Here is a 25972-nt window from a genome sequence, read left to right as displayed (position 1 = left end):
CCACCTCCACCTTCCAGATTCCCCCAGGCTCCCCCGGACCACCCCGCGACAGCACCCGTTCGAAGGAAGCCCATCATGCCGGGCCGGTGCGGACGTTCAGGTGTGTGCCCTCACCGTGAGGTACGGATCGCGGCGCAGCGCCTCTCGACTGCCGAGCAGCGCCCCGACGGCGAGCCCCGCCGCCGGCAGGAGCAGCACGGCGAGCGCCCAGTGCGGGCCGGGCAGGGCGTCCGCCCGGGCGATCGGCAGCCCGAGCGGCCCGCTGAGCGGCCCGGCCAGCAGCACCGAGCCGAGGGCCCCGGCGCCGGCGCCGACCACACCCGCCACCCCGCCCGTCAGCAGCGCCTCGCCGAGCAGGATCCGCCGCAGTTCGCCGCGCCCCACTCCGAGGACCCGCAGCACGGCGAACTGCCCGAGCCGCGCCCGCGCGCTGTCCGCCGCCCGTACGGCTCCGAGAACGACCGCCCCGGCGGCGAGCACCAGCACACCGGCCCGCACCCCGAGCGAGGCGAGCCCGAACAGGCCGGGCAGATGGCGGACCCGGTCGGAGACGGGGGCGGCGGAGAAACCCTTCTCCTGGAGCACCCGGGTCACGCCCGCCACGCGGCTCTGGTGCGCGACCACCACGACGGCGGACTCGGCGCCCTCCCGATCGCGGAACACCCCCGTCTCCTGCCCGGCGCGCGCCGCCGCGAGCCCGGCGGCGGTCGACTCGGCGAGATAGGCCACGTCCCGCCCGTCGCTCTGCCAGGCGGGGTCGTACAGGGCGACGACCCGCAGCCGGACGATGTCCGTCGTCCCGGAGGAGACACCGATGGCGCGGGTGTGGCCGAAGGCGACGGTCCGCCCGAGCAGCGGCCCGAAATCGGTGCCCTGCGCGCGTGCGGGCAGCACCACGTCCTGGGCGCCGAGCGCGCCGGGGATCCGGCCGGCCACCACGGGCAGGTCGTCGGCCGGCGTGAGCGTACGGCTCGTCAGGTCGTACGTGCCGTCCTCCGCCGCGTACAGGGTGGCCGGGTGGTCGGCGACGACCCGCTCGACCCCGGGGACGCGCGCGGCCTCGCGCAGCGCCGGGCCGGTCAGCGGCCGGACGGAGGCGTCCCCCTCGAAGGAGTCCAGCTCGACCTGGGTCAGCCCGCCGGACCCCAGCACGTCCCGCTCGACCGCCCCGGCGGCCCCGCCGGCCACCCCGGCGCAGAGCCCCACCGCCGTCGCGAGCAGCGCGAGCGTCGGCAGCGAACGGCGCAGCGACCGCCCGTCCCGCCACCAGGTGTACGGACTCCACCGGCTCACACGAGCCCCCCTTCGCACACGCCGTCGAGGACCCCGTCCTCCAGCGCGTACCGCCGGTCGCAGGCGGCCGCGACAGCCTGGTCGTGGGTGACGAGCAGCACGGCGGAGCCCCGTCCCGCGCAGGAACGCAACGCGCCCATCACCCCCGCGGCGTTCACGGGGTCGAGCCCCGACGTCGGCTCGTCGGCGAGCACGAGCACCGGCCGCTTCACCGCCGCCCGGGCCACCGCGACCCGCTGCCGCTGCCCCCCGGAGAGCTCCCCCACGCGCGCGTGGGCCAGCCCTTCCATCCCCAGCTCCCGCAACAGCGCCCGGGACTCCTCCTGGTGCCGGGCGAACCGGGGCCCGAAGGCGGCCGCGACGTTCTCCCAGGCGTTGAGGAACGACAGCAGCCCGAGGTCCTGGAGCACGATCCCGATCGACCGCCGCCGCATCAGGTCCCGCTCGCCCTCCGACAGCCCGCCCACCTCCGTGCCCGCGATGCGCAGCGTCCCCCCGGACGGCTCCAGGATCAGCCCGAGCAACGCGATCAGCGTGCTCTTCCCGGACCCTGACGTCCCCTCGACGGCCACCACCTCGCCCGCCTCCAGCCGGATCCCGGCCCGCACGAGCCCCCCTCCGGACGCGTACCCGAAGGCCAGCCCCTCGGCCTCGACGACGGGCGGTGCGGCAGATTTCATTCGACGTCCTCAGGGGAGCAGGGACCGGGTCGGTCGGTGACGGGCAGAGGCGTGAAGGGCCTGACCGGGCGCGCGACGCAGCGGTGCGCTGCGGGGCGCGCTCAGGCGAGGAGGTGGTACGCGGCCCGGGTGGCGTCCGCGGAGGCGGTGCCGCCCGGGGCCTCGGCGTACAGATCGGGGTACCGGGCGTCCCGGTGACGCTTCAGCAGCGCGGGCAGCCCGTCCCAGAACCCCTGGGGAACCGTCACCCCGGCGGCGAGCGCCGCCTGCACGGCGTCCGAGGCGCCCACGAGGTCCCCGTCCCGCAGGGCCCGCCGGGCCCGGCCGACGAGGTCGGTGCCCCCGGCCAGCTCCGCCGCCCGCTCCGTACAACCGGCCTCGCCGAGGACGGCGGCGACGCGGTACAGGTCGGCGTCACCGGCGGGCAGGTCCACCTCGGTCGGCCGGCACCCGAGCCCGAACTCGGCACGGGCGCTCATCGCCCCGTACCAGCTCCGCCGGTTCGCCGACGTGAGCCTCCCCGGCACCTCCAGCGCGGCCGCCTCCTCCGCGCCCTTCCGGGCCTGAGGACCGCACTCCAGGGACAGCCGATGGCACGTCATGGCGAGCAGCACCCGGTCCGCCGGGTCGAGCCCGTCCGCCGAACCGAGCTCCCGCAGGCCCGCGACCAGCCACCCGGGCGCCTCCCCCGCCCGCCCGCTGGCGGCGAGGGCGCGGGCGGCGTCGTACGTGGCACTGAGCGTCCCCATCTGAGCCGGGGTCTTGGCGACGAGTCCGTCCGCCCCGACCTGACCGGCCGGCGGGGGAAGCGCGGCCCCGGCCCGGGGAGCGTCCCGGGTGAGTGCCCGCCGGACGAGCCAGCGCGTCTGCGGGTCGGGGTCCCGCAGCGCCGGCTCCAGGCACGCGCGCGTGGACCCGTCCAGCCGCCCGCCGAGGAGCGTCAGCGCGGCGCTCTGGACGGGTTCGAGCCCGCCGCAGCCGGCCGACGGGCGGGACGCGGCTTCCCGGAGGATCCGGGTGGGCGAGGCGTCGACGCCGACGGCGCGCAGTGCCTCCACCGCGTAGAGGGCGGGTGCGGGCTGGTCGGCGCGCGCCGTGTCGGCGGCCAGCCGTTCCAGCGCCGCCCGCGGCACGTCCCCGCTCCGCCCCAGACAGTCGAGGGTCCTCAGGAAGGCGGCGCGAGTGGTGAGCGAGGTGGGGGCGTCGTCGGCCCGGTCGGGCGCGCGGAGATAGGCGAGCGCCTCGCGCTCCGCCGATCGGCGGAGCCCCGCCCGGTCCACCACGGAGACGGCGGTGCGCTCGTCGCCGTCCAACGCCAGGCACACGTAGGAGGACTGCCAGGCGGGTGTGTCCATGACGTCCTCGCGGGCGAGCCTGGCGAGCGCGTCGCTCCGCACCGGCGGCGCCGACCCGCCGACCCCGGCCTCCAGCCGCCCGTACGCGGTCGGGTACAGGGCGGGTTCCCGCCCGACCTGCGCCCGCCCGGCCCGCACCAGGTCGTTGGCACCGCGCAAGCCGCTGAGCTGCGCACCCAGCCCGCCCCCTTCCGGACCGGGTCGCCGCACCTCTCCCCCGCCCCCGTACAAGGCCGTTCCGAGCGCCCCGGCGGCCACGAAGGCCGCCGCGCCCCACACCCACCGCTTACGCCGCCCGAACGCCCCCTCGTCCACCGGCAGCAGCCCGTCCTCCACCCGACTCGCCCGACTCTCCCGACGCAACGGCTCAGTCGTTCGCGCAGGCCGAAGCGAACGCCTTCACCCCGGACTTGAAGACGCTGCCGTCCGAACAGGTCGTGATGCTCGAGTTGAGGGAGCCCCCCGGATCGGCGATCCCGCTGATGTCCGCGATCCAGGAGTTCTGGTTCGTCCACGTGACCTGACGGGTGTTCTCGCTCACGGGCGTACCGCTCGGGCTCAGGGAGAGCGTGGCCTGCCAGCCGTTGGCCTTGACGGTCGCCACGTTTGTGATCTTGCTGACCGTGTACCGGGCGGATCCCTTCAGCGCCTTCGTCGAGGTCTTGAAGGAGCACTTGTCGGCATAAACGTTGCAGTGCCAGGCGTTCACCTCGACCCGCGCGCCCGTCCCGGGCAACGCGGCCGACGCGCTGTCGGAGACCGCCAGCGTGGGTACGGTCGCGGCGGCGACAAGAATCCCGGCCAGCCCGATGACCTGTGCGGTCCTCATCATGTGTCTCTCCCCGTGGGTCCCAGGAGCCGGAGCACGGTCCGCTTCCTCCGGCAATGGACCGGAGTGTAGGGATCACCCCCCTTCCGACACCTGGCCGGAAGCAAGCGAAGAAACGTCCCCGAGAAAAGCGGAAAACCCCCTGCCAGGAGCGGGTATGGCGCGTGAAGGGCGGCAGGACGGACGCCATGACGCGGGAGGCTCAGAACCGTTTCCGGCCAGCCACGTACCGCGTGAGTTCACCCTCGGGCGGGACATGGCCGCCCCTCGCGAGGGCCGGGGAACGACGGAGCGCCCCGCTCGGTCGGGGACCGGTCGGGGCGCTTCGGGTGTCGGTAGGCCGTGTGGGACTCGAACCCACAACCAATGGATCAAAAGTCCTGGCCGGGGCTGAGTGGGTGATGCCGGACGGTGCCGCTCCGTCCGGGGTTGCCTGGTCGGACGGGGTGCACGGTGTCACGCGATCCGTCCGGAACCGGGCTGTGCCGGAACGTCCGCTCACGCATCGCTCACGCATGGACGGCGCTGCGGCCCACCGTCGACGTCGATCCCCCGAGGCACCCCATCGGATGAATCCAGCGTGTGGAGCCCGACCACTCCACCGATCACGCCGGTACCGTCGACGGCAACCGGTCCGCGGAGGCCCGGAGGACGTAGCGGGTCGCCCGGGTTTCCTGGCTCGTCCAGGGTGCGGCGCGCCCACTCCGCGACTCCCCTGAGATGTCTCCCGATGTGCGAACACGGACGCGACCCACCGCTGACCCGGCAGCGACGAAGGACATCGCGCCATGCCACACACCACAGCCAAGGCCGCCTCACTGATCCGCGCCGGCTACACGGGAGAGTTTCCTGCAACCGCCCTCCCGGGAATCGATCGATCCGGCGGGCTGGGTCTGGACCGCTGCACCCCGGAGCAGACCGAACTACGCGCCCTGTTGGCCCTCGCCTGCTTCAACCACGGAACGCTGACCGCACCGCGACTGCGCTGGCGGGTGGGACAGATCGGCGCGTACTGCCCGGTCGTCTCCCCCCGATTCGATCACCTCGTGCTGATCGTCAACGCCTGCGACAACGTCGCCCTCCGCCTCGTCGGCAGCGCGACCGACCCGCACATCCCCGGGATGCGGGTCGAGGAGCGCCTGGGCTACTACCTGTGGAGCCTGCGGCACCTGCCCAGCGGTGCTCAGATGTACGTCTCCGAGCGAGGCACCCTCTCCGCAGGTCGGGGTCGCGCACGGCGCCTGCCGAAGCATGTCCCTGCGGGATCCGGACGGCTCCTTCGACCTGGGGGGCTGGTTCATCGATCCGCTCGACCGCACCACCGAACGAGCCCGCTGGGCGCCCACAAGCCGCCTTTGGGGACACGAGGGACGATGGGACCTCGAATGGCGGGGCTACCCCTTCCCTGCTGACCTCATCGCGGCTCTCACCCACCCCGCGGCCGGCGTCGAAGGAGCCACGGCGCATCGCACATCGGCACGCAGTTGGCTCATCCGACTCGACGATGCCGAGTTGTACCTGCACGACGAAGAGCTGTGAGTTCGGGCGGCTCATTCCGTGTTCTCCCGAACTGAGACCGGGGATCTGTGGATGCCCCGATGACCTTTTGCGTCAATCGATCGCCACGGAAGCCGTCTGCCCTGGTCAGGAGGCTCTGCTCTTACGGCTTTCGGTCATCCCGTGCGCAATGTGAACAGCGTCACGCCGACGGCGATCGGGCTCGGGTTACTGTCCCTCACGTTCGCGAAGATCAAACGAGGGGGGAACAACAAGATGCTCATACGTAAGCGCTTAGCAGTCGTCGGAATCGCCGCTGCTCTGGCCCTTCCGGCCGGTATCGCCGTTGCCGGTGAGATCAGCGGCAGCCGACTGACGTTTTCGATCGCGACCGCCGGCTCCAAGGAGGACGGCGAGCGCTGGAACGGCCCGAGCTCCGGTCACGCCAGGGCGTGTGGCGATGTCCCCACGTCCGACCTGAAGACGTTCAGCGGCTACGTGTACCAGGACAAGTCGTTCATGCCCGACCCGCAGATCGCTTCCACCTCCCGGGGCTACTCTTCGGGCTACGGGTGCGGTTCCTACGGGGGCACCACCACGGGCGGCAAGTACTACACGAAGGCCTCGTGGGCCGGTGTTTCGGGCAGCCGTGCCTACGGCTACGTGGCCGCAGAGAACTAATCGGGAAACTGTGTCTGTCGACAGTGACATCGCCGCGACCGGCGCCTCGCCGGTCGCGGTCGTCGAGGGCGCCACGGTCCGTTACAAGACCGTGGTCGCCCTCGACGGCGTGCGCGCGGAGTTCCACTCCGGTACCACCGCCCTGCTCGGCCCCAACGGCGCGGGCAAGACCACCCTGCTCTCCTTGCTGAGCACCGCCAGGCGACCGCACGAGGGGACGGTGTCCCTGCTCGGCGAGCCTGTGCGCGGCCGGGCCGGACTGCGTAAGGTCCGGGAGCGCATCGGTGTGCTGCCGCAGTCCTTCGGCTATTACCCACGTTTCACGGTACGGGAGTTCGTGGAGTACGCGGCCTGGCTGCGCAAGGTGCCGGGCGGGCAGCGGCAGGAGCGCGTGCGCGAGGCCCTGTGCCTGGTGGAGCTCGAGAATTACGCGGACCGACGCATGGGCGCGCTGTCCGGCGGCATGCTCCGCCGGGCCGGAATCGCGCAGGCTGTGGTGAACCGCCCCGCCCTGGTGCTCCTGGACGAGCCGACGGTCGGCCTGGACCCCGCGCAGCGGGTGGGGTTCCGGTCCCTCATCCGTGACCTCGGGGAACGCTCGGCGGTGGTGATGAGTACCCACCTCGCCGAGGACGTGGCCCACGTCTGCGACCGTGTCCACGTGCTCCTGGAGGGCCGGATGCGTTTCACTGGGACCGCGGCCGACCTGTGTGCCCAGAACCCCGACCACGATGGCAGCGCACCCGACGGCCCCGCGGTGGAATCCGGCTACCTGGCCGTGGTGCAGGCGAACGGGGTACGGACATGATCCGCGTGCTGCTTCACGAGATGCGGCGCGGCGAGGCGGGCAAGGTGGCCCTTCTGTCGGCGGTGGCCGGGGTCTGGTACCTGGTCTCGGCGGATGCCGCGACGAGCGACTGGGTCGGCTGGTGGAGCCAGACCAGCATCAAGGTCCAGGTCTTCGGCGTGATCGTCATGGGCTCCTTGATGAGTGCCGCCGCCGCGTGGACCGCCGGCCGGGCCCGGCGCACTCGCACGAGTGCCTGGTCCGACACCACGCCACGCGGAGGCTGGTCACAGGCGCTGCTCCTGTGGGGTGCGGCCTGGCTCTGGTCGTTGGCGGTCTACGCCCTGATGGTCGTCGTGGCCTTCCAGCGCACGGCCGGCATCAGCGACGTGACCGAACCCGTATGGCCCCCGCTGCTGCTGGCCGTGGCGATGACCGCGCTCCAGATCGCCGCGGGCGTGGCTGCCGGCACCCTCGTCCCGTCCCGGATAACGGCTCCGGCCATGGGAGTGCTCTGGTACCTGGTGTTCGTGCTCTTCGCCTTCGTCCCGGAACTCCCGCTCGCCGCCCTGTTCCCGGCGATAGACGAACACTGGGACGCCGCCTTCCGGCCACACACCACCCGCCTGTTGATCGCGACCGTCTGGTGCGCGGCTGCGGCCCTCGCCCTGCTGGCACTGCCCGCTCTCGTGCGCCGTGCGGTGCCTTCTCCCAGCCCGCTCCTGATCGTGCCGGCCATCGTCGCGGCGGTGGCCGGAGGCGCCCTGCTGACCTTCCGGGCTCCGGTACCCGACCCGTTCTGGGCCGTACGTGCCGAGCAGCCCGCCGAACCTCTCTGTGTCACCCAGGGGCGTACGAAGGCGTGCCTGTGGCCGGCCGACAGCCATCTGCTCCCTCAGGCACGAGCGGCGGTCCGGACCGTGGATGGCGCGCTAGGTTCCCTCTCCGGGTTCAACCGCAGCTTCTACGAAACCGGGCTGCGGCCCGAGGGTCCCGGCAGCGCGGAGCTGCCGGTCTACCGGCCGGTCATGGACTCCCGCTCCCTCACCGGGGCGATGCTCGACGCGTCCCTGCCCCAGCCGCCCAGCGGCTGCGAACCGCACCTGCTCAAGGTGGCCGGCGGGTACCCCGACACGTTTCTGTTCCAGGCCGTGGTCTATTCGCGTACCGAGTTCGCCGCCCCCTATTACGGCGAGGAGTTCTCCACCGCCCTCGAAGGCGTCCTCAAGGCACCCGCCGGCGCCCGGGACCAGTGGCTCACCGCCGCCGCCCGCGAGATCGGCGCTTGCCGCCCCGTCCCCGCGCTGCCCCGGTGAACCCCGCCCTCGCTCACGCCCGCAGCCGTAACCTGCCGCGGGCGGCCGCCGCGGCGGCCGTGGTGGCCGTGGCCACGGCCGTGTTCACTCGGGAGCGGGTGGACATCCCCGACTTCCGCCACCTGGTCGACTACGCCGTACCCGTGGCGGCGGTCGTTCCCGTCGCGTACGCCGTCATCCTGGGAACCACCCTCCATACCTCCATGGCCGACTTGGAGCATGTGTCGGCCCGCCCTGTCTCCCTCTACCGGCGCCTTCAGCTCGTCGCGCTCACCCTGTTCGCCACCGTCCTGTCGGCCCTGCCCTTGGTGTTCGGCCTGCCCGTCGAGGTCTTCGCCACCTCGGTCCGCAACGCGGTCGGCTACCTGGGACTCGCGGTGATCAGCGCACGCCTCTTCGGCAGCGGCCTGGCCTGGCTCCTGCCCCTGGGCACCTTCGGCCCGACCCTCCTGCTCGGCGTGGGAGCGGACAACACCCCGGAAGGGTGGGCCTGGTCCATCCATCCCGCGACGTCTCCCGGCGCCCTGGCCATCGCAGCCCTCTTGTGGCTCGCCGCTCTCCTCCTGCCCGGAGCGCCACCCAGCGCCGATGACCGGGCGGAGTCGTAGCAGAACGCCGAAGGGCCGGCTCAGGGCACGAGATTCGAACGCGTGAGGGGGTGCCCCCTACACGCGTTGCACATGTTCGTACGAGGGTCCGGCGGGGACCATAGTGACCCTGCCCGGACGGGCCCGGACAAGGCGAATGAGACCAGGACTGAGACCAGGGAGCGTGGGACTCACGGCGCATTGACGTTCCCGCCCAGGAATCGCTGGAGCCGCGCTCGGGGTCGGCCGTCAGACAGATGTCCCGCACCGAGCGCAAGGCGCGTAGTCGACGGCTTGCGCGTCACCGAGCAGCATCCAGCTCGCCTGCTCTGGGTGCCGACCTTCTCCAGCGACCAACCCACAGCCATCGTCGCTGTGGAAGACGTTCCGGTTGTCAGGGGCACTCGCGCGTACCAGGACAGCCGGCTCGTTCCGTCGGTCCTCTCCCTCCTCCAGATAGCAGTCATGCATGTACGACTGGGCATCCGCCTGTCCATTCGCCTCTGCCGTGGGAAGCTCCCTACCTCTCATGCGGCCCCTACTCCTGTTCTTCTAGCGCGGCGAGTCACCTCGGTCGCGGCGACGCTTGGGCGAGTCTCAAGTTTCGGCCCTGGGGCACGGGGGCCGCACGGTTTCGGGAATGAACAGCGCGGCCTGATCCTCGACTTCGCCGGAGTGCTCACCGCCAGCCCGATCACGGTCCACCGTGCCTGGTGCGAGTCCGAGGGATTGGAACCGGGTGCGTGGCGGGCCACCCTCAACGATCATCCCGAAGGCCGACGCCTGTACAAGGCCCTGGAGATCGGGGAGATCGGGCAGGCCGAGTGGAACGAGGGAACGGCGGCCCTGCTGGGCCCGCACGTGGATCCAATGAACCTGATGGGGCGGGCCTGGGCCGGGGTGCCGACGGCTCGGCGGATGGTTGCTCTCGCGCGGGCCGCTCGGGCTGCCGGGCACCGGCTCGCCCTGCTGTCCAACAGTTTCGGGCTCGACCCATTCAACCCGTACGAGCATGTCGGTATCTGGGACCTGTTCGACGTGCACGTCGTCTCCGAGCTCGTCGGAATAGCCAAGCCCGATCCGGCGATCTACGAACTCGCGCTGGAGCACATCGGGTTGCCCGCCGAGCAGTGCGTTTTCGTCGACGATCACGCGGTGAACCTTCCGCCGGCCACCGATCTGGGCATCACCACCGTCCATGTCACGGACGAGGACGCGGCCGTGGCCGAACTGGAGACCCTTCTCGGCGTGACGGCAGTGCTCGCCGGCTGAGGCCAACTGAAGTCTGGGTAAAGGCCGTCGGCGCTGCCGCTTCCGCCAGTACTGTCCGTGTGGGGCCCCTCATGCGGAGGTTCTGGATCATGCAGTGGTCGGAGTGCACCACCTCTGAGCGCCTGAAGGCGATGCGCGGCGGTATGACGCAGGAGCAGCTGGCGGAGGCGTCCGGCGTGTCCGTCGGCGTGGTCCGCAAGCTCGAACGTGGCGGGTCGGCTTCCCTGCCGTCCCTGCTCTCCATTGCCGACGCGCTCGGTACGGACATCGTTGTGAGGAGCTCCGCGCCGTCGTCCGTCGAGCCGACGCCGCCGGCTACGAGACCCTGAAGGCCGCCCAGGCCGACCTCGACCACGTGCGCTCGCTTCTCGCCCTGGCGGACGCCGACGACCCCGACAGCCTCCAGCGTCTCGTCGGACTCCTGGAGGAGGTCGCGGACGACAAGGCCCCACTGCCCGAGGTCGAAGAGACCCGGCGGCGCCTGCGGGCCGGACTCGGGCTGCGGGGCAGCCTCACGGTCGGCGAGTGGCTGGACTCCTGGTTCGCGTCGAAGAAGCGTCGCAAGACCACCCTCAACGGCTACGCCTCACACATCCGCGTCCATTTGCAGCCCCGTATCGGGCATATACGCCTGGACCGGCTCAACGTCGGTCACCTGGCGGAGATGTTCGACGGGATCGCCGACGACAACGAGGTGACCGCCGCCGAGAACCACGCCCGCCGCGAGCAGGTCGCCCGTTGCAAGCCGCACAGGCCCGGCCGCCCCGTCGCCGCCGAACGTGTCCGGCTCGCCGCCGAGCGGGCGAAGCTGGCGGAGATGAAGCCGTTCCGGAAGATCACCGGCCCGGCGACCCAGCAGGCCGTACGCCGCACCCTCCGCGCAGCCCTGAACTCCGCCATCGCCCAGCAGCTCGTCACCTTCAACCCGGCCGACCGACGAACGCGTCCGCCGCTGGCGGGAGACCCCCAGAACGACGAAGCGCCCCGACCAGCCGAAACCGGTCGGGGCGCTCCACAGCAGGTCGGAGGGGCTTCCCTCCCCCGCCACATGTAGGCCGTGTGGGACTCGAACCCACAACCAATGGATTAAAAGTCCACTGCTCTGCCAATTGAGCTAACGGCCCGTGTGCGAGCACTCCGTGCAGCATAGCCCGACGGGCCCGGGGAACCGATCGGGTATCGGATCCCGCCGCGTCGCGGTGGGGTCAGGAGAGGGTACGGAAGGTGTTCCAGCCGCCGGAGCCGATGAGCTCGCGGTAGCCGTAGCGGGCGCCGGTGCGGCCGCGGCCGTGGCTGTAGTAGGCGTAGAGGCGGCCGTTCGTGTCGCGGGCGACGAGGTCGCTCTCGCCGTCGGCGTTGAGGTCGCCGGTGCCTTGGAGGGCGGTGTAGATCTGCCAGCCGCCGCCTACGCGCACGCGCGCGGTGACGCCGCCGGGCGGGGTGCCGAAGTAGACCCAGAGGGTGCCGGAGGCGTCGACGGCGAGGAGGTCGCCGCGGCCGTCGCCGTCGAGGTCGCCGGCGCCGGTGATCCGGTGGTAGAGCTTCCAGTTGGTGCCGATCCGGACCCGGGCCTTCAGGCGGTGGTCGGCGGTGCCGGCGTAGAAGTACATGTCGCCGGTCGTGGTCTGGCGCGCGATCAGGTCGGCGTGGCCGTCGCCGTTGATGTCACCTGGCGAGGTCAGGACGTCGTACTGGCTCCAGCCGGAACCGATGACGGTGTACGGCGAGGAGGCCGTGACGACCTTGCCGCAGCCGGGGCGGTAGGCGCGCAGCTGGCTCCCGACGCGGCCGAGGACGTCGGCGCAGCTGTTGGCGTCGACATCGCCGAAGGGCACGAGGAGGGTGCCGGCGGGGAAGGCGGCGCCGGAGCCCGCGATACGGGCCGAGAGGCCGCCCCAGCCGTTGCCGCGGTAGAGGGAGACGGCTCCGGCGGTGTCCATGGCGAGCAGGTCGCCCAGGGCGTCGTTCCCGGCGAGGTCCCGGAAGGCCGGTCGGCTGCCGGAGACGGTGAACCCGCCGGAGGCGATCAGGTCGCGGCCCCTGCCGTCGGCGGTGTCGGCGCGCAGCTCCCACACGTACGGCCCGTTCGGCGCGGGCACGCCCGCCGCGTTCCGGCCGTCCCAGGTGACGTCGATCCGGCCGCGCGTCTCCTTCCCCCGGAAGGTGCGTACGGCCTTCCAGCCGTACGCGTCGGCCACGCGCACCTCGTAGAAGGCGGCGGGCTTGGACAGCGTCCAGGACGCCTTCCAGAGGCCCCCCAGCCTGAGGCCGGCCGGGGTGGAGGAGGACGCGACGGTCAGGTCGGAGGTCGGCACGTCGGTCCAGACGACGTGCACCCGCCGGTCCGCCCCGCGATAGGCCACGGCCCCGCCGAAGCGGTCGACGGCCCAGGTGACGCGGCGTTCGCCGGTGACGGACGCCGTGGCGTCGAGGAAGCCGGTACGGGCCTGGCCGGTGTGGAAGGCGGTGACGCGGAGCCGGGTCCCGCCGGGCTCGCGGTCCACGAAGTAGCCGTCCCCGAGCAGGACCCCGCTCGGCGCCTTGGCCCCGAGGGCGGTCTTCGCCCCGGTCCGCAGCTCGCGGACGCCCTGCCGGCCGTCCGCGCACGCCCAGTACAGCCAGCGTCCGGCCGCCACCTGATACTCGGTCACCTCGGCCGCCCGGCACGGCGTGACGCCGGTGAGCTTCCCGAGGTCCCTGCCGGTGGCGAGGTCGGTGCGGGCGAGCTCGCCGGTCACCGGCGCCGGAGTGTAGAGGGTGTCGCCCCAGACGGCGGCGGCCGTACGCGTCGGGCGGGGCGTGATCCGCGGGGCGCCGGCCGGCGCGTCGAGGTCGACGACGAGGGTCCGGGTGTCGCCCTGGAAGACCACCCACCGCCCGAAGGCGTCGGCGATCTGCCCGCGGGGCTCGCCGGTCGGCACGCGGGTCACCTGGCCCGAGGCCGTCCGCGCGACGACCTCCCACGTACCGGCGTCCCGCGCGAGGTGCACGGTCCGGCCGTCGCCGCTGTCGTGCAGCGGGGGCGGGGCGTCCGGGTCCACGCCCTCCGCCCCGGCGCCGAGCGGGACCGGCTTCGACTGGCCGGTGTGCAGCGGCCCGACGGGCAGGGTCCGCGCGCTGAAGCCGCGGCCGGCCGTCCCGCCGCTCTCCAGGGTGGAGAGCCGGCCGGCGCCGACCGCGAGCGACTCCACGGCGGCGGGCACGGGCGGCACGGGCGCGGCGAGCTTCTCCAGGACGGGGGTGCCGTCCTTGCCGGGCACCGCCTTGAGCAGCGACCAGTCGGTCGCGCCGGTGCCGCCGACGATCGCGGCGCCGTCCGCGCCGAACTGGTTGATCTCGGCCTGGGCCCGCTGGAGCAGGGTCACCTCGGGCCGGTCGGGGTGGAGGGCGACGACCCGCCGCCGCAGGGCCGCGTCCGCGCCCTGGGCCTGGCCGGTGGCGAGCACCCATTCGCCCACGAGCCCGATCCCGCCCTCGCCGTCGAGGCCGTCCGGCAGTGGGAAGGTCCGCTCGGTGCCCGCCAGGTCGGCGCGCGGGAGGACGTGCACGGTGCGGGCGGCATCCACCCAGGCGAGCCGGTCCGCGCCGAGGACGACGGGCGCGAGGCCGTCACCATCACCGCCACCCTCACCGCCACCGCCGCCGTCGCTGCCGGTGGGTGTGGTCGCCGGTACGACTCCGACCTGCCCGGTCCGCAGGTCGACGAGGCCCAGGCGGGTGAAGGTGCCCGGCTCCCCGACGCGCGCGAACCGGATCACGGCGGTGGTCTCGTCGCCCGCGACGAGCCGCGCGGTGGACAGGTCCGCGTCGACGGGCCAGCCGGTGACGGCGGTCCCGGCGCCGGACGGCGCGGCGGCGGGCACCAGCCGGTAGCCCGCGCCCTTCCGGAGGATCACGGTCTCGCCGAGGAGACCCTCGTACGCCGTGCCCGCCGGAAGCGTGAGGGCGCGCTGGGCGCCCGTGGTGAGATCGCGGACGGCGTACGTGCCCGGGGCCGGCTCCAGGTACGCGTACCGGCCCCCGATCCCCGCCTCGCCGAACCGGCCCCGCGCCCCGTACCCGAGCGGCGTGCTCGTGCCGCTCGCGAGGTCCGTCCACACCAGCGGGTCGCCGGTGAGGGCGTCGCCGTCCTCGGTCGCGTGCGCGTACCCGGACGCCGACACGGAGGTGACGACCTCTCCCCGGGGCAGGGCCCGCCAGTCCGGGTCGATGTCCAGCTGGTCGATCCCGACCACCGGCGCGCCGGGAGCGGCGACGGCGGTGGGCGCGGTGACGGGCGCGAGACCGGCGCCGGTGGCCACCAGCACGGCGGCGAGCAGGACGACGCGCGCACGGGAGCGCCGCGCGGATGCGGTGCGAGACGACAGCAAGAGGAGGCCCCTCCCCGGGATGATCCCGCGGTACGGCGACACGGCGACGCGACGGTACGGCGATACGGCTGTACGACAGAACACGGGCACCGGACGCGCGAGCGTATCCCGCGTCCGGATACGGAGACAGGCCCGCCCCCGTGACGGTTGTACGTCCGGGGGCGGGCCTGCGCGGAAGCCTTCAGAGGATCACGCGGGATCAGCCGTTGCGCTTCCAGCGGGGCTTGTCGTCGCGGCGGCCGCCTCCGAAGGAGGAGGAAGAGGAACCGGACGGACGGTGGTCGTCGCGGCGGAAGCCACCGGACGGGCGGTCGTCGCGGCGGAAGCCGCCCGACGGACGGTCGTCACGACGGTCGCGGTTGAACGGACGGTCGTTGTCGCGGCGGAAGCCACCGGAGGGACGGTCGTCGCGGCGGAAGCCGCCCGACGGACGGTCGTTGTCGCGGCGGAAACCACCGGACGGACGGTCGTTGTCCCGACGGAAGCCGCCACGGTCGCCACCGCGGTCGCCGCCACGGTCGTCACGGTCACGGAAGCCACCGGACGGGCGGTCGTTGTCGCGGCGGAAACCACCGGACGGACGGTCGTCGCGACGGAAGCCGCCACGGTCGCCGCCACGGTCGTCACGGTCACGGAAGCCACCGGACGGACGGTCGTTGTCGCGGCGGAAGCCGCCGGACGGACGGTCGTTGTCGCGACGGTCGAAGGAACGGCCACCGCGGTCGTCGCGGTTGAAGCCGCCCGACGGACGGTCGTCGCGGCGGAAGCCACCGGACGGACGGTCGTTGTCCCGACGGAAGCCACCGCGGTCGCCGCCGCGGTCGCCACCGCGGAAGCCGCCGCGGTCACCGCGGTCGTCACGGTCGCGGTTGAAGCCACCGCGGTCACGGCGCTCGTAGTTGCCCCGCTCGTCGCGGGCCGGGCGCTCCTCGCGGCGCTGCTCCTCGCGGGCGGCGCGCTCGGCCTCGGCGGCGGCCGCGGCGACCTCGGCCTCGGCGGCCTCGGTGACCTCGGCGATCGCCGTCTCCGGGTCCTCGCCGCGCTCGCGGGCGGCCTGCGCGACGAGGCGGTCGGCCTCCTCGCGGAGCTCGACGGCGCGGCGCTGGAGGCGCTCCAGCTGCTTGGTCAGGTCGACGACCTCGCGCTCGGCCTGCTTGGCCGAGTTGTTCGCGGAGTCGGCCTGGACCTCGGTCAGCGAACGGGCGCCGGTGATCTCGGCGACCTCGGGGTCGAAGGCGCCGGCGCCGCCGACGATGTGGCGCGAGGCGTCGACGCCCGCGTCCTCCATGAGGCGGAAGATCTGGCGGCGCTGGTGCGGCAGGGCCAGGGAGACCACGACACCGGAGCGGCCGGCGCGGGCGGTGCGGCCCGAGCGGTGCAGGTAGTCCTTGTGGTCGCCGGCCGGGTCCACGTTGAGGACCAGGTCGATGCCGTCGACGTGGATGCCTCGGGCGGCGACGTCGGTCGCGACGAGCGCGTTGACGTAGCCGTCCTTGAAGTCGGCCAGGGTGCGCGTACGGGCGCCCTGGGTCATGCCGCCGTGCAGGGCGTCGGCCTTCACACCGGCGTCGCGGAGCTGCTCGGCGATGCGGTCGGCACCGAGCTGGGTGCGGACGAAGATGATCGTGCGGCCCTTGCGGGCGGCGATCGCGGCGGTCACCGGGGCCTTGTCCTTCGGCTTCACGACGAGGACGTGGTGGGTCATGGTCGTGACGGCACCGGCGGACGGGTCGACCTCGTGCGTGATCGGGCCCACCAGGTAGCGCTTGACCAGGCTGTCGATCTCGTTCTCCAGGGTGGCGGAGAAGAGGAGGCGCTGGCCGCCGACCGGAACCTGGTCGAGCAGCTCGGTGACCTCGGGCAGGAAGCCCAGGTCGGCCATCTGGTCGGCCTCGTCGAGGACGGCGATCTGGACGTTCTCCAGGGAGCAGGCGCCGCGGTTGATGATGTCGCGGAGGCGGCCCGGGGTGGCGACGAGGATGTCGACGCCGCGCTCCAGGGCGTAGATCTGGTTGCCCATCGACGTACCGCCGCAGACGACCTTCATCTTGAGGCCGAGCACGTCGCCGTACGGCTGGAGGGCGTCCGCGACCTGCATCGCGAGCTCACGGGTCGGGGTGAGGATGACCCCGCGGGGCTTCTTCTTGTCGGTGTGGCCGCCGGCCAGGGTGGCGAGCAGCGGCAGACCGAAGGAGAGGGTCTTGCCGGAGCCGGTGCGGCCACGGCCGAGGATGTCCTTGCCGGCCAGGGCGTCCGGGATGGTCGCGGCCTGGATCGGGAAGGGGGTGGTGACGCCGTTCTGGGCGAGCTTGCGCACGACGCCCTCGGGCAGACCGAGGTCGCCGAAGGTGATGGTGGGCTCGTCGGACTCGTCGTCCGACTCCTCGTCGGAGTCGTCAGCAGCGTCGGAGGCGTCGGAGGCGTCGGCGTCCGCGTCGAGGAGCTCGTCGGCCGCCTCGGTGTCGGCGTCGGTGGTGTCGGCCTCGATGTCGGCCTCGAAGGCGGCGATCTCGGTGGCCTCTACGGCCTCGACGATCTCGTCGTTCTCGGGCATGACGGTGTGGTCAGAACTGAAAATGGACATGCGAAATGCGAAACCTTCCGGAGTCTCGGCACGCGCCCGTCAACTCCGTGATTTCGCAAACGACCGCCTCAATGCGGTCAGCCACGGCAAGGGAGAGTACGCGCCAGTCACGGCGCTCTTCGGTTCGGCGCCGGGCAAATGGGATCAAACGATCTACCACCATACGCACTCCCCCCCACCGATGGCAAACGGATCGAAGTGACACCCGTCTCACTCCGGGGCGCGGCCAGGGCTCACACCGGGCTCACCTGCGGCGATGCCACCGGCTCCGTGGCAGGACCGGTGGCCGGATCGACCGTCCCCGCGGCCCGCAGGCCGCCCAGCTGGGTCGAGGGGCCCTCGCTCGGCGGATCGGTCGGGTGGGAGGTCGGCTCGGGCGTGGGCTCCGGCGTCGGCTCCGGGGTCGGCTCGGGCGTGGGGGTCGGCTCCGGGGTGGGCTCCGGCGAGGGGGTGCCCCCGCCGCCGCCCGGCGCGCCTCCGGCCTCGCCGCCGGTCCCGCCCGTGGCGCCGCCGTCCCCGCCACCGCCTGCGGTGCCGCCGCTCGCCGCGCCGCCGCCGCTGTCACCGCCCGCGTCCCCGCCGCCCCCGGCGCTCCCGGACGCGCCGCCCGTCGCGCCGTGGCCGCCCGTGGCACCGCCGCCCGTGGGGTCCGTCTTCGCGGGCGGGGAGCTGCCGGGCTTCCCCGGGCCCGGGGTCTGCCCGCCCGGGGAGGCCGAGGCGGAGGCGGAGGGCGAACCGCTCGGCACGGGCGACTTCCCGCCCTCGCCGGCCACGTCGGGGCCGCCGGGCCGGTCACCGCCCCCGCCGCCGTACGCGCCCCCGCCGCCGTCCGGCGCTCCGGAGCCGCCGTCGGGCTCCGCCGACGCGCCCGGCTTCCCCCCGGTCGCGCCCGGCGCGGGCCGCGCGCTCTCGTCGCTCACACTCATACAGCCGCTCAGACCGGCACACGCGGCGACCGCGAGGGCGGCGGCGGCGGCCCATCGAACGCGGGTGGGGAAATGGCGCACGGAGGCACCTCCAGGACACAAAGGGCGGGGAAGGAACGCGTCCCCCTGCCCAACTCCCCAGGCGCCACAAGGGACACGGCGCGGCGCCCCCCTGTTCGACTTCGCCCCCGCCGCCCTCCGACCCCCGGCCCTCCGACCGGCGGGCCGGCCGGCTCAGCCGTAGCCGAGCGCGTGCAGCCGCTCGTCGTCGATGCCGAAGTGGTGGGCGATCTCGTGGACCACGGTGATCTCGGTCTCGGCCACGACGTCCTCGCGGTCCTCGCACATCCGCAGCGTCGGCCCCCGGTAGATCGTGATCCGGTCGGGCAGCACGCCCGCGTACCACTCGCCCCGCTCGGTCAGCGGCGTCCCCTCGTAGAGCCCGAGCAGCTCGGGATCGTCCGGAGAGGGCTCGTCCTCCACGAACACCGCCACGTTGTCCATCAGCCGCGTCAGCTCCGGCGGGATCCGGTCCAGGGCCTCGGCGACAAGCTCCTCGAACTCCTCGCGCGTCATCTCCAGCACAGGCCCATTCTCCCCCTCCCGGAAACCGTTTTGGCGATACCGCCCGGGATCCCATATGCTTCTCACGTCCCCGAGGCGCCGACAAGCGCCCAGGTGGGGCCGTTAGCCCTCATCGTCTAGTGGCCCAGGACGCCGCCCTTTCAAGGCGGTAGCACGGGTTCGAATCCCGTTGGGGGCACGCACAACCGTGTGCGAGACTAGTGCTCGTACACAAACAAGGCTCTGTGGAGCAGTTGGTTAGCTCGCCACCCTGTCAAGGTGGAGGTCGCGGGTTCAAGTCCCGTCAGAGTCGCTGAAGCTGGAGACAGCTTCGTGGCTGGGTAGCTCAGTTGGTACGAGCGATCGCCTGAAAAGCGATAGGTCGCCGGTTCGACCCCGGCCCCAGCCACAAATGAGAAGGGCCCCGTTCGTGAGAACGGGGCCCTTCCTCTATTCCGGCTGCTCCGCCCCCCGCGTACGGCTCCGGCCCCGGCCCCGCAGCGCGAGCACCAGACCCACCACCGCCACGACCCCGACGAGCAGCGCCCAGTCCGGCACCGCGCGGCCCCACTCCGCCACCCGCTGCTCCACGGCGAAGGAGTCGTCCACCGAGAGCAGCCCCGGCAGCGCCGTCGTCCCGTCGAAGACCAGGAACAGCGTCCCGAGCGCCACGAAGAAGAGGCCCGAGGCCAGCGAGGTCGAGTGGACCTCGAACCGCCCGATCCGCAGCGGCCGGCCGCGCAGCCAGCGCCGCCGCCCCAGGTCGTACCGCTCCCACAGCAGCGCGAGCGCGAACAGCGGCACCGCCATGCCGAGCGCGTACACCGCGAGGAGCAGGCCGCCGTACGCCGGGCTGCCGCTCAGCGCCGCCACCGTCAGGACGCTGCCGAGGATCGGGCCCGCGCAGAAGCCGGCCAGGCCGTAGACCAGGCCGAGGGCGTAGACCGAGAGCGCCGAGGTGGGCCGGATGCGGCCGCTCGCCTCCGACATCCGGCGGGACGCGAAGCCCAGGCCCAGGATCTGGAGGACGCCGAGCCCGATGATCAGCCAGCCGCCGGCGGCCACCAGCAGGTCCCGGTGGCCGTAGAAGAAGCGGCCCGCCAGCGAACCCGCCGCGCCCAGCGGTACGAGGGTGGTGGCGAGGCCCGCGTAGAGGATCGCGGTCCGCGCCACCAGCTTCGCCCGGTTCTCGATCGAGTACGCGAAGAAGGCCGGCAGCAGCAGGGCGCTGCACGGGCTGAGCAGGGCGAGGAGACCGCCGAGGAAGGCGGCGAAGTAGCCGATCCCGGCCGTCACCGCGAGGCCCCCGCCTGCCCGGACGTCGTCTTCGCCCTCTCGGCCGCCGCCTCGATCGCCTCCGTGAAGGTCTCCAGGGACTGGGCGCCGGCGATCGGACGGCCGTTGACCAGGAAGGACGGGGTGGAGGAGGCGCCGAGCTCGTACCCCTGCTCCTGGTCCTTCCGTACGGCCTCGCGGGCCGCCTCGCCGTCGCTGTCCTTGGCGAAGCGGGCGAGGTCGGGCACGCCGGCCTCCGCCGCGAGGGCGCGCAGCCGCGCCTCGCCGAAGCCCTTCTCCTTGGCCCCGTCCGCGTACGCCGCCTTGTGGAACTGCCAGAAGCGGCCCTGCTGCCCGGCGGCCCAGGAGGCGCGGGCCACGGCCTCGGACTCCTCGCCGAAGATCGGGAAGTTCCGCCACTCGATGCGCAGGGTGCCGTTCTCGACGTACTTCTTCACCAGGAGGGGCTCGGTGTCCCGGGCGAACTTCCCGCAGTAGCCGCACTTGAAGTCGGCGTACTCGATCAGTACGACGGGCGCGTCGGCGCGGCCCAGGGCGAGCCGGTCGGACGCGTCCCTGCGGGCGTACTTCTCCAGCTCCGGGTAGACCCCGGCGGCCGGATCGGCGGTGACGTCGGCCACGGACGAGGAGGCGGAGGAATCGGAGGCGGAGGGCGCGGCCGGCTTGGTCGCGGTGTAGGAGACGAGGCCGAGCAGCGCGGCGGCGACGGCCACGCCGGCGACGATCAGCACGGGACGGGTCTTGGAGGAGGACTGGGGGCTGGACATGAGGTGCACTCTAGACACGGACCCGGAACACTCCGTGAGCAAGGGGTTCAAGCCGTCACAATCCGGCCGCCGCGAGGGCCGCAAGGCGCCGGAAGGCCCGTAAATCGGTTCGCCGCTTCTCGGCCGCAGGTGCGATCCTGGATTCCGTATGTCTACTTCCTTCGCCGCCCTCCAGTCCGTCCTGGCCGGGGTCTCGCTGCGGGACTCCCACCGGCTCGGTCGTCGTCTCGAAGGCGCCCGCCGCATCCGCAAGCCCGAGGCCCGCGAGGCCGTCCTGGACGAGATCGCCGCAGAGGCGGCCAAGGCCAAGGAGCGCGTCGACGGGCGCGCCGCCCGCGTGCCCGCCGTCACCTATCCCGAACAGCTCCCGGTCTCCCAGAAGAAGGACGAGATCCTGGAGGCGATACGCGACCACCAGGTCGTGATCGTCGCCGGTGAGACCGGCTCCGGAAAGACCACCCAGATCCCGAAGATCTGTCTGGAGCTGGGCCGGGGCGTCCGGGGCATGATCGGGCACACCCAGCCCCGCCGGATCGCCGCCCGCACGGTCGCCGAGCGCGTGGCCGAGGAGCTGAGGACCCCGCTCGGGGAGGCCGTCGGCTGGAAGGTCCGGTTCACGGACCAGGTGAACCCCGACGCGACCTTCGTGAAGCTGATGACCGACGGCATCCTGCTCGCCGAGATCCAGACGGACCGCGAGCTGCGCGCGTACGACACGATCATCATCGACGAGGCCCACGAGCGGTCCCTCAACATCGACTTCCTGCTCGGCTATCTGGCCCAGCTGCTCCCCCGGCGCCCCGACCTCAAGGTCGTGATCACCTCCGCGACCATCGACCCGGAGCGCTTCTCCCGCCACTTCGGCGACGCCCCGATCGTCGAGGTCTCGGGCCGTACGTATCCGGTCGAGGTCCGCTACCGGCCCCTCCTGGAGGAGGACTCCGAGGAGTCCGACCGGGACCAGATCACCGCGATCTGCGACGCCGTGGACGAGCTCCAGGCGGAGGGCCCCGGTGACGTCCTGGTCTTCCTCTCCGGTGAGCGCGAGATCCGCGACACGGCGGACGCGCTCCTCAAGCGGAACCTGCGCAACACGGAGATCCTGCCGCTCTACGCCCGGCTCTCGCACGCCGAGCAGCACCGGGTCTTCCAGGCGCACTCGGGCCGCCGGATCGTCCTCGCGACGAACGTCGCCGAGACCTCGCTGACCGTCCCCGGCATCAAGTACGTGATCGACCCGGGCACCGCCCGCATCTCGCGCTACTCGCACCGCACCAAGGTGCAGCGGCTGCCGATCGAGGCGGTCTCGCAGGCCAGCGCCAACCAGCGCAAGGGCCGCTGCGGCCGTACGAGCGACGGCATCTGCATCCGGCTGTACTCGGAGGACGACTTCCTGACCCGTCCGGAGTTCACGGACGCCGAGATCCTCCGTACGAACCTGGCCTCCGTCATCCTCCAGATGACCGCGGCCGGCCTCGGCGACATCGAGAAGTTCCCCTTCATCGACCCGCCGGACCACCGCAACATCCGGGACGGCGTGCAGCTCCTCCAGGAGCTCGGCGCGCTGAACCCGGCCGAGAAGGATCCGAAGAAGCGCCTCACCGAGCAGGGCCGGAAGCTCTCCCAGCTGCCCGTCGACCCCCGGCTCGCCCGGATGGTCCTGGAGGCCGACAAGAACGGCTGCGTCCGCGAGGTCATGGTGATCGCGGCCGCGCTCTCCATCCAGGACCCGCGCGAGCGGCCCTCCGAGAAGCAGGCGCAGGCCGACCAGCAGCACGCCCGCTTCAAGGACGAGACCAGCGACTTCCTCGCCTTCCTCAACCTGTGGCGGTACGTCCGCGAGCAGCAGAAGGAGCGCGGCTCCTCGTCCTTCCGCCGGATGTGCAAGCAGGAGTACCTGAACTTCCTGCGCATCCGCGAGTGGCAGGACATCTACGCCCAGCTGCGTACGGTCGCCAAGCAGATGGGGATCCACCTCAACGAGGAGGACGCCCCTGAGCACTCGGTCCACGTCTCCCTCCTCTCCGGTCTCCTCAGCCACATCGGCCTGAAGGACGTGAAGGAGAACAAGGACGGCGGCGCGAAGGACGGCAAGCGCGAGGGCACCCGGAACGAGTACCTGGGCGCGCGGAACGCCAAGTTCGCGATCTTCCCCGGCTCGGCGCTCTTCAAGAAGGCCCCGCGGATGGTGATGTCCGCCGAGCTGGTGGAGACCTCCCGCCTCTGGGCCCGGGTGAACGCCCGGATCGAGCCCGAGTGGGTCGAGCCGCTCGCCCAGCACCTGGTGAAGAAGACGTACAGCGAGCCGCACTGGGAGAAGGACCAGGCGGCGGTCATGGCGTACGAGAAGGTGACGCTGTACGGCGTCCCGATCGTCGCCGACCGCAAGGTGAACTACGGGCGGATCGACCCCGAGGTCTCCCGCGAGCTGTTCATCCGCAACGCCCTGGTGGAGGGCGACTGGCGCACCCACCACAAGTTCTTCGCCGACAACCGCAAGCTGCTCACCGAGGTCGAGGAGCTGGAGCACCGGGCCCGCCGCCGGGACATCCTCGTCGACGACGAGACGCTCTTCGACTTCTACGACAAGCGGGTCCCCGAACACGTCGTGTCCGGCGCCCACTTCGACTCGTGGTGGAAGCACAAGCGGCACGAGGAACCGGAGTTCCTCGACTTCGAGCGCGAGATGCTCATCAACGAGAAGGCCGGGGCCGTCACCAAGGACGACTACCCGGACTCGTGGCGGCAGGGCGCGCTCAAGTTCCGGGTGACGTACCAGTTCGAGCCGGGCGCGGACGCGGACGGCGTGACCGTCCACGTGCCGCTCCAGGTGCTGAACCAGGTGACGGACGAGGGCTTCGACTGGCAGATCCCGGGTCTGCGGGAAGAGGTCGTCACCGAGCTGATCCGGTCCCTCCCCAAGCCGATCCGCCGCCACTACGTGCCCGCGCCGAACTACGCCGGCCGGTTCCTGGACGCGGTCGTGCCGGTCCAGGAGCCGCTGACGACGGCGCTGGCGCGCGAGCTCCAGCGGATGGTCGGCGTCCCGCTGACCCCCGAGGACTTCGACTGGGCGAAGGTCCCCGAGCACCTCAAGATCACCTTCCGGATCGTCGACGAGCGGCGCCGGAAGCTGGCCGAGGACAAGGACCTGGAGACGCTGCGCCTCACGCTGCGCCCCAAGGCCCGTCAGGCGCTCTCCAAGGCCGCCCAGGCGGCGACGGCGGGCCCGGACGGCTCCGGTCCCTCCCTGGAGCGCTCGGGGCTGAAGGACTGGACGATCGGGACGCTCACGAGGGTCTTCGAGACCAAGCGGGGCGGCCAGCCGGTGAAGGCGTATCCGGCGCTGGTCGACGAGGGCGACACCGTCGCCGTACGGCTCTTCGACTCGGAGGCCGAGCAGGCGCGGGCGATGTGGCGGGGCACCCGGAAGCTGATCATGCTGAACATCCCGGTGAACCCGGCGAAGTTCGCCTCCGACAAGCTCACCAACCAGCAGAAGCTGGCCCTGTCGGCCAACCCGCACGGCTCGATCCAGGCGCTCTTCGACGACTGCGCCACCGCCGCCGCCGACCGGCTGATCGCCGACCACGGCGGCCCGGTGTGGGACGAGGAGTCCTTCCGGAAGCTGTACGACAAGGTCCGCGCCGACCTGGTGGAGCTGACCATCCGCACGGTGGGCCAGGTCCAGCAGGTCCTGGCGGCCTGGCAGGCGTGCGAGCGGCGCCTGAAGGCCACCACGAGCCCCGCGCTGCTGCCGAACCTCCAGGACGTGCGGACGCAGCTCTCGTGGCTCATGCCGGCCGGTTTCGTGACCCGTACAGGCCTGAAGCGGCTGCCGGACCTGATGCGCTATCTGGTGGCCGTGGACCGGCGGCTCCAGCAGATGCCGACCGGGGTCCAGCGGGACACCACCCGCATGGAGAAGGTCCACGAGATGCTCGACGAGTACGCGTGGCTCCTGGAGCAGCTGCCGAAGGGGCGGCCGGTGCCGTCCGAGGTCACGGACATCCGCTGGATGATCGAGGAGCTGCGGGTGAGCTACTTCGCGCACGCGCTGGGCACGGCCCATCCGGTGTCGGACAAGCGGATCGTGAAGGCCATCGACGCGGCGGTTCCGGGGCCGGCGCGGTAGGCCGGAGGCGAGCGGGCGGTGGGTTCGACCAGACCGCTGACCTGCTGTACAGTTCTTCTCGCAGCCACGGAAGACCGGCTGCGAGGGCTCTGTGGAGCAGTTGGTTAGCTCGCCACCCTGTCAAGGTGGAGGTCGCGGGTTCAAGTCCCGTCAGAGTCGCTTTGAAAGAAGGCCCGCATCGTCTCGATGCGGGCCTTCTTCGTCATGCCTGGGCACGGGTTCGTCGTGCGCCGGCGCGGGTTCAGTTCCACTCGAACGGGGGACCTTAGTCCCACGGTCCGGTGACCAACGGCGGGTTGGGGGACGATCCCGGAGTGGCAGGCTGTTCAGTGGCAAGCCTTCGGCAGTGTGACGGGAGTCACTGAAAGTCCTTCAGAAACCCCCTCGTTTACACCACTCCTACAACGGCTCAATTTAATATGTGCAATTGCACCACCGCCCGGGGTGCCACCGGGGGCGGGAGCGGCGGCCGGGGTGTCCGGAAACGCCGAACGCGCCGGACCCGGCGGAGTCCAGCGCGATCGGTGACGGTGGCCTGTTGGGGCAGGAACCGCCGGCAGAGCTGTGGGATGGGCGACCGGATTGGGGGATCCGGACGGGCCCGGTGTTGCGGGGTGTTGCGGGTGTTGCGTGCGTCTCCGAAGCCTCAGGCTTCGCTGCGCTGCTGCGGAATGCCCGCCAGCAGAGCGCGAACCTCGGCCTCGCGGTACCGGCGGTGCCCACCCAGGGTGCGGATGGACGTGAGCTTGCCGGCCTTGGCCCAGCGGGTCACCGTCTTCGGGTCCACGCGGAACATCGTGGCGACCTCGGCAGGGGTCAGCAGCGGCTCGGCATCAGGGGTGCGAGCGGTCATGAGCGGCCTCCTCGGGAGAACCGAACCTTCTCGGTTCTTTCCTCTAAATTCTGCACCTTGACCCGCCTTGCCCGAAATGGCAGAAGCGGGTCGAGTCGGTTATAGGACGAACGGCTTGTCCTCGGCACTACAACTACACCATCCGTCCAGCCACGTCGGCCAAACCGATGGAATTGCCCT

At 72.2% G+C, this 25972-nt stretch carries 19 protein-coding genes, 5 tRNA genes and 1 pseudogene; 13 read left to right on the top strand and 12 right to left on the bottom strand.

What is annotated here, in order from left to right; all coding sequences use genetic code 11:
* Positions 1 to 96: 96 nt before the first annotated feature.
* From ACFXMG_RS35475 to ACFXMG_RS35460, 4 genes are all read right to left on the bottom strand, one after another.
* A complete protein-coding gene (locus tag ACFXMG_RS35475) occupies positions 97 to 1293 on the bottom strand; it encodes an FtsX-like permease family protein (protein WP_383826351.1) in 1197 nt (398 codons plus the stop codon).
* Positions 1290 to 1973 carry an ABC transporter ATP-binding protein gene (locus tag ACFXMG_RS35470; RefSeq protein WP_383826348.1) on the bottom strand — a complete coding sequence of 228 codons (684 nt, stop codon included), beginning with the start codon at positions 1971 to 1973 and terminating at the stop codon, positions 1290 to 1292. Before ACFXMG_RS35470 ends, ACFXMG_RS35475 begins: the two co-directional genes overlap by 4 nt.
* A 101-nt stretch (positions 1974 to 2074) precedes the next feature.
* Positions 2075 to 3487, bottom strand: a complete 1413-nt coding sequence (locus ACFXMG_RS35465; protein WP_383826345.1) for a hypothetical protein — start codon at positions 3485 to 3487, stop codon at positions 2075 to 2077.
* 208 nt (positions 3488 to 3695) lie between these two features.
* Entirely contained in the window at positions 3696 to 4160 is a 465-nt protein-coding gene (locus tag ACFXMG_RS35460; protein ID WP_383826342.1) for a hypothetical protein, read from the bottom strand.
* Between the two features lie 1248 nt (positions 4161 to 5408).
* On the opposite strand from ACFXMG_RS35460, the gene ACFXMG_RS35455 reads away from it, so the two are divergent.
* The 8 genes and pseudogenes from ACFXMG_RS35455 to ACFXMG_RS35420 form a co-directional block, all read left to right on the top strand.
* Positions 5409 to 5696 (top strand): hypothetical protein, encoded by a 288-nt coding sequence (locus ACFXMG_RS35455; RefSeq protein WP_383826339.1) that lies wholly within the window; start codon positions 5409 to 5411, stop codon positions 5694 to 5696.
* A 141-nt stretch (positions 5697 to 5837) separates the two neighbouring features.
* On the top strand, positions 5838 to 6335 hold the full coding sequence (locus ACFXMG_RS35450) for a hypothetical protein (RefSeq protein ID WP_383826337.1): 498 nt from the start codon (positions 5838 to 5840) through the stop codon (positions 6333 to 6335).
* A 10-nt stretch (positions 6336 to 6345) separates the two neighbouring features.
* Entirely contained in the window at positions 6346 to 7143 is a 798-nt protein-coding gene (locus ACFXMG_RS35445) for an ATP-binding cassette domain-containing protein (protein WP_384338766.1), read from the top strand.
* A complete protein-coding gene (locus ACFXMG_RS35440) occupies positions 7140 to 8438 on the top strand; it encodes a hypothetical protein (RefSeq protein ID WP_383826332.1) in 1299 nt (432 codons plus the stop codon). Before ACFXMG_RS35445 ends, ACFXMG_RS35440 begins: the two co-directional genes overlap by 4 nt.
* Positions 8435 to 9046, top strand: a complete 612-nt coding sequence (locus ACFXMG_RS35435; protein ID WP_383826330.1) for a hypothetical protein — start codon at positions 8435 to 8437, stop codon at positions 9044 to 9046. Before ACFXMG_RS35440 ends, ACFXMG_RS35435 begins: the two co-directional genes overlap by 4 nt.
* A gap of 633 nt (positions 9047 to 9679) precedes the next feature.
* On the top strand, positions 9680 to 10297 hold the full coding sequence (locus tag ACFXMG_RS35430; RefSeq protein ID WP_383826408.1) for an HAD-IA family hydrolase: 618 nt from the start codon (positions 9680 to 9682) through the stop codon (positions 10295 to 10297).
* Between the two features lie 71 nt (positions 10298 to 10368).
* The gene (locus ACFXMG_RS35425; protein ID WP_383826327.1) at positions 10369 to 10626 is read left to right on the top strand and encodes a helix-turn-helix domain-containing protein; all 258 of its coding nucleotides are present in this window, start codon (positions 10369 to 10371) and stop codon (positions 10624 to 10626) included.
* A pseudogene (locus ACFXMG_RS35420) lies at positions 10593 to 11262 on the top strand (site-specific integrase); the annotation flags it as partial. The gene ACFXMG_RS35425 and the pseudogene ACFXMG_RS35420, both read left to right, overlap by 34 nt.
* Before the next feature lie 86 nt (positions 11263 to 11348).
* Here ACFXMG_RS35420 and ACFXMG_RS35415 read toward each other — a convergent pair.
* From ACFXMG_RS35415 to ACFXMG_RS35395, 5 genes are all read right to left on the bottom strand, one after another.
* A tRNA-Lys gene (locus tag ACFXMG_RS35415) sits at positions 11349 to 11421 on the bottom strand.
* An 81-nt stretch (positions 11422 to 11502) separates the two neighbouring features.
* Positions 11503 to 14667 (bottom strand): FG-GAP-like repeat-containing protein, encoded by a 3165-nt coding sequence (locus ACFXMG_RS35410; RefSeq protein WP_383826325.1) that lies wholly within the window; start codon positions 14665 to 14667, stop codon positions 11503 to 11505.
* A 199-nt stretch (positions 14668 to 14866) separates the two neighbouring features.
* Positions 14867 to 17251 carry a DEAD/DEAH box helicase gene (locus ACFXMG_RS35405; protein WP_384338768.1) on the bottom strand — a complete coding sequence of 795 codons (2385 nt, stop codon included), beginning with the start codon at positions 17249 to 17251 and terminating at the stop codon, positions 14867 to 14869.
* 233 nt (positions 17252 to 17484) lie between these two features.
* Complete coding sequence (locus ACFXMG_RS35400) at positions 17485 to 18258, bottom strand: hypothetical protein (protein ID WP_384119624.1); 774 nt, start codon at positions 18256 to 18258, stop codon at positions 17485 to 17487.
* Between the two features lie 153 nt (positions 18259 to 18411).
* Positions 18412 to 18762, bottom strand: coding sequence for a metallopeptidase family protein (locus ACFXMG_RS35395; protein ID WP_383813978.1), 351 nt, complete (start codon positions 18760 to 18762; stop codon positions 18412 to 18414).
* 105 nt (positions 18763 to 18867) lie between these two features.
* On the opposite strand from ACFXMG_RS35395, the gene ACFXMG_RS35390 reads away from it, so the two are divergent.
* The 3 genes from ACFXMG_RS35390 to ACFXMG_RS35380 all read left to right on the top strand — a co-directional run bounded on the left by ACFXMG_RS35390 (position 18868) and on the right by ACFXMG_RS35380 (position 19150).
* Positions 18868 to 18940 (top strand) — tRNA-Glu (locus tag ACFXMG_RS35390).
* A gap of 40 nt (positions 18941 to 18980) precedes the next feature.
* Positions 18981 to 19054 (top strand) — tRNA-Asp (locus ACFXMG_RS35385).
* Positions 19055 to 19076: 22 nt separating this feature from the next.
* Positions 19077 to 19150 (top strand) — tRNA-Phe (locus ACFXMG_RS35380).
* Between the two features lie 41 nt (positions 19151 to 19191).
* Here ACFXMG_RS35380 and ACFXMG_RS35375 read toward each other — a convergent pair.
* Together ACFXMG_RS35375 and ACFXMG_RS35370 are read right to left on the bottom strand one after the other, a co-directional pair.
* Positions 19192 to 20037 (bottom strand): cytochrome c biogenesis CcdA family protein, encoded by an 846-nt coding sequence (locus tag ACFXMG_RS35375; RefSeq protein WP_383813980.1) that lies wholly within the window; start codon positions 20035 to 20037, stop codon positions 19192 to 19194.
* Positions 20034 to 20804: a DsbA family protein gene (locus tag ACFXMG_RS35370; RefSeq protein WP_383813982.1), complete on the bottom strand. Its 771-nt coding sequence runs from the start codon at positions 20802 to 20804 to the stop codon at positions 20034 to 20036. Before ACFXMG_RS35370 ends, ACFXMG_RS35375 begins: the two co-directional genes overlap by 4 nt.
* Before the next feature lie 148 nt (positions 20805 to 20952).
* Between ACFXMG_RS35370 and hrpA the strand changes: the two genes are divergently transcribed.
* Together hrpA and ACFXMG_RS35360 are read left to right on the top strand one after the other, a co-directional pair.
* Positions 20953 to 24939 (top strand): ATP-dependent RNA helicase HrpA, encoded by a 3987-nt coding sequence (gene hrpA / locus ACFXMG_RS35365; protein ID WP_383813983.1) that lies wholly within the window; start codon positions 20953 to 20955, stop codon positions 24937 to 24939.
* A gap of 85 nt (positions 24940 to 25024) precedes the next feature.
* A tRNA-Asp gene (locus ACFXMG_RS35360) sits at positions 25025 to 25098 on the top strand.
* A 487-nt stretch (positions 25099 to 25585) separates the two neighbouring features.
* On the opposite strand, the gene bldC is transcribed toward ACFXMG_RS35360, so the two are convergent.
* Positions 25586 to 25792: a developmental transcriptional regulator BldC gene (bldC, locus tag ACFXMG_RS35355; protein ID WP_003949541.1), complete on the bottom strand. Its 207-nt coding sequence runs from the start codon at positions 25790 to 25792 to the stop codon at positions 25586 to 25588.
* Between the last annotated feature and the right edge of the window lie 180 nt (positions 25793 to 25972).

Source organism: Streptomyces sp. NPDC059201, assembly GCF_042754585.1.
Classification (GTDB): Bacteria; Actinomycetota; Actinomycetes; order Streptomycetales; family Streptomycetaceae; genus Streptomyces.
Note: the sequence above shows the minus strand (reverse complement) of the source record. Positions and strands in the feature narration are given on the sequence as shown.

Bases quoted from the DNA above. Each gene is read 5' to 3' on its own strand.
- ACFXMG_RS35425 (WP_383826327.1), top strand. From the start codon at position 10,369: ATGCGGAGGTTCTGGATCATGCAGTGGTCGGAGTGCACCACCTCTGAG.
- ACFXMG_RS35405 (WP_384338768.1), bottom strand. From the start codon at position 17,251: ATGTCCATTTTCAGTTCTGACCACACCGTCATGCCCGAGAACGACGAG.
- hrpA (WP_383813983.1), top strand. From the start codon at position 20,953: ATGTCTACTTCCTTCGCCGCCCTCCAGTCCGTCCTGGCCGGGGTCTCG.
- ACFXMG_RS35370 (WP_383813982.1), bottom strand. From the start codon at position 20,804: ATGTCCAGCCCCCAGTCCTCCTCCAAGACCCGTCCCGTGCTGATCGTC.
- ACFXMG_RS35460 (WP_383826342.1), bottom strand. From the start codon at position 4,160: ATGATGAGGACCGCACAGGTCATCGGGCTGGCCGGGATTCTTGTCGCC.
- ACFXMG_RS35455 (WP_383826339.1), top strand. From the start codon at position 5,409: ATGTCCCTGCGGGATCCGGACGGCTCCTTCGACCTGGGGGGCTGGTTC.
- ACFXMG_RS35440 (WP_383826332.1), top strand. From the start codon at position 7,140: ATGATCCGCGTGCTGCTTCACGAGATGCGGCGCGGCGAGGCGGGCAAG.
- bldC (WP_003949541.1), bottom strand. From the start codon at position 25,792: ATGACCGCTCGCACCCCTGATGCCGAGCCGCTGCTGACCCCTGCCGAG.
- ACFXMG_RS35470 (WP_383826348.1), bottom strand. From the start codon at position 1,973: ATGAAATCTGCCGCACCGCCCGTCGTCGAGGCCGAGGGGCTGGCCTTC.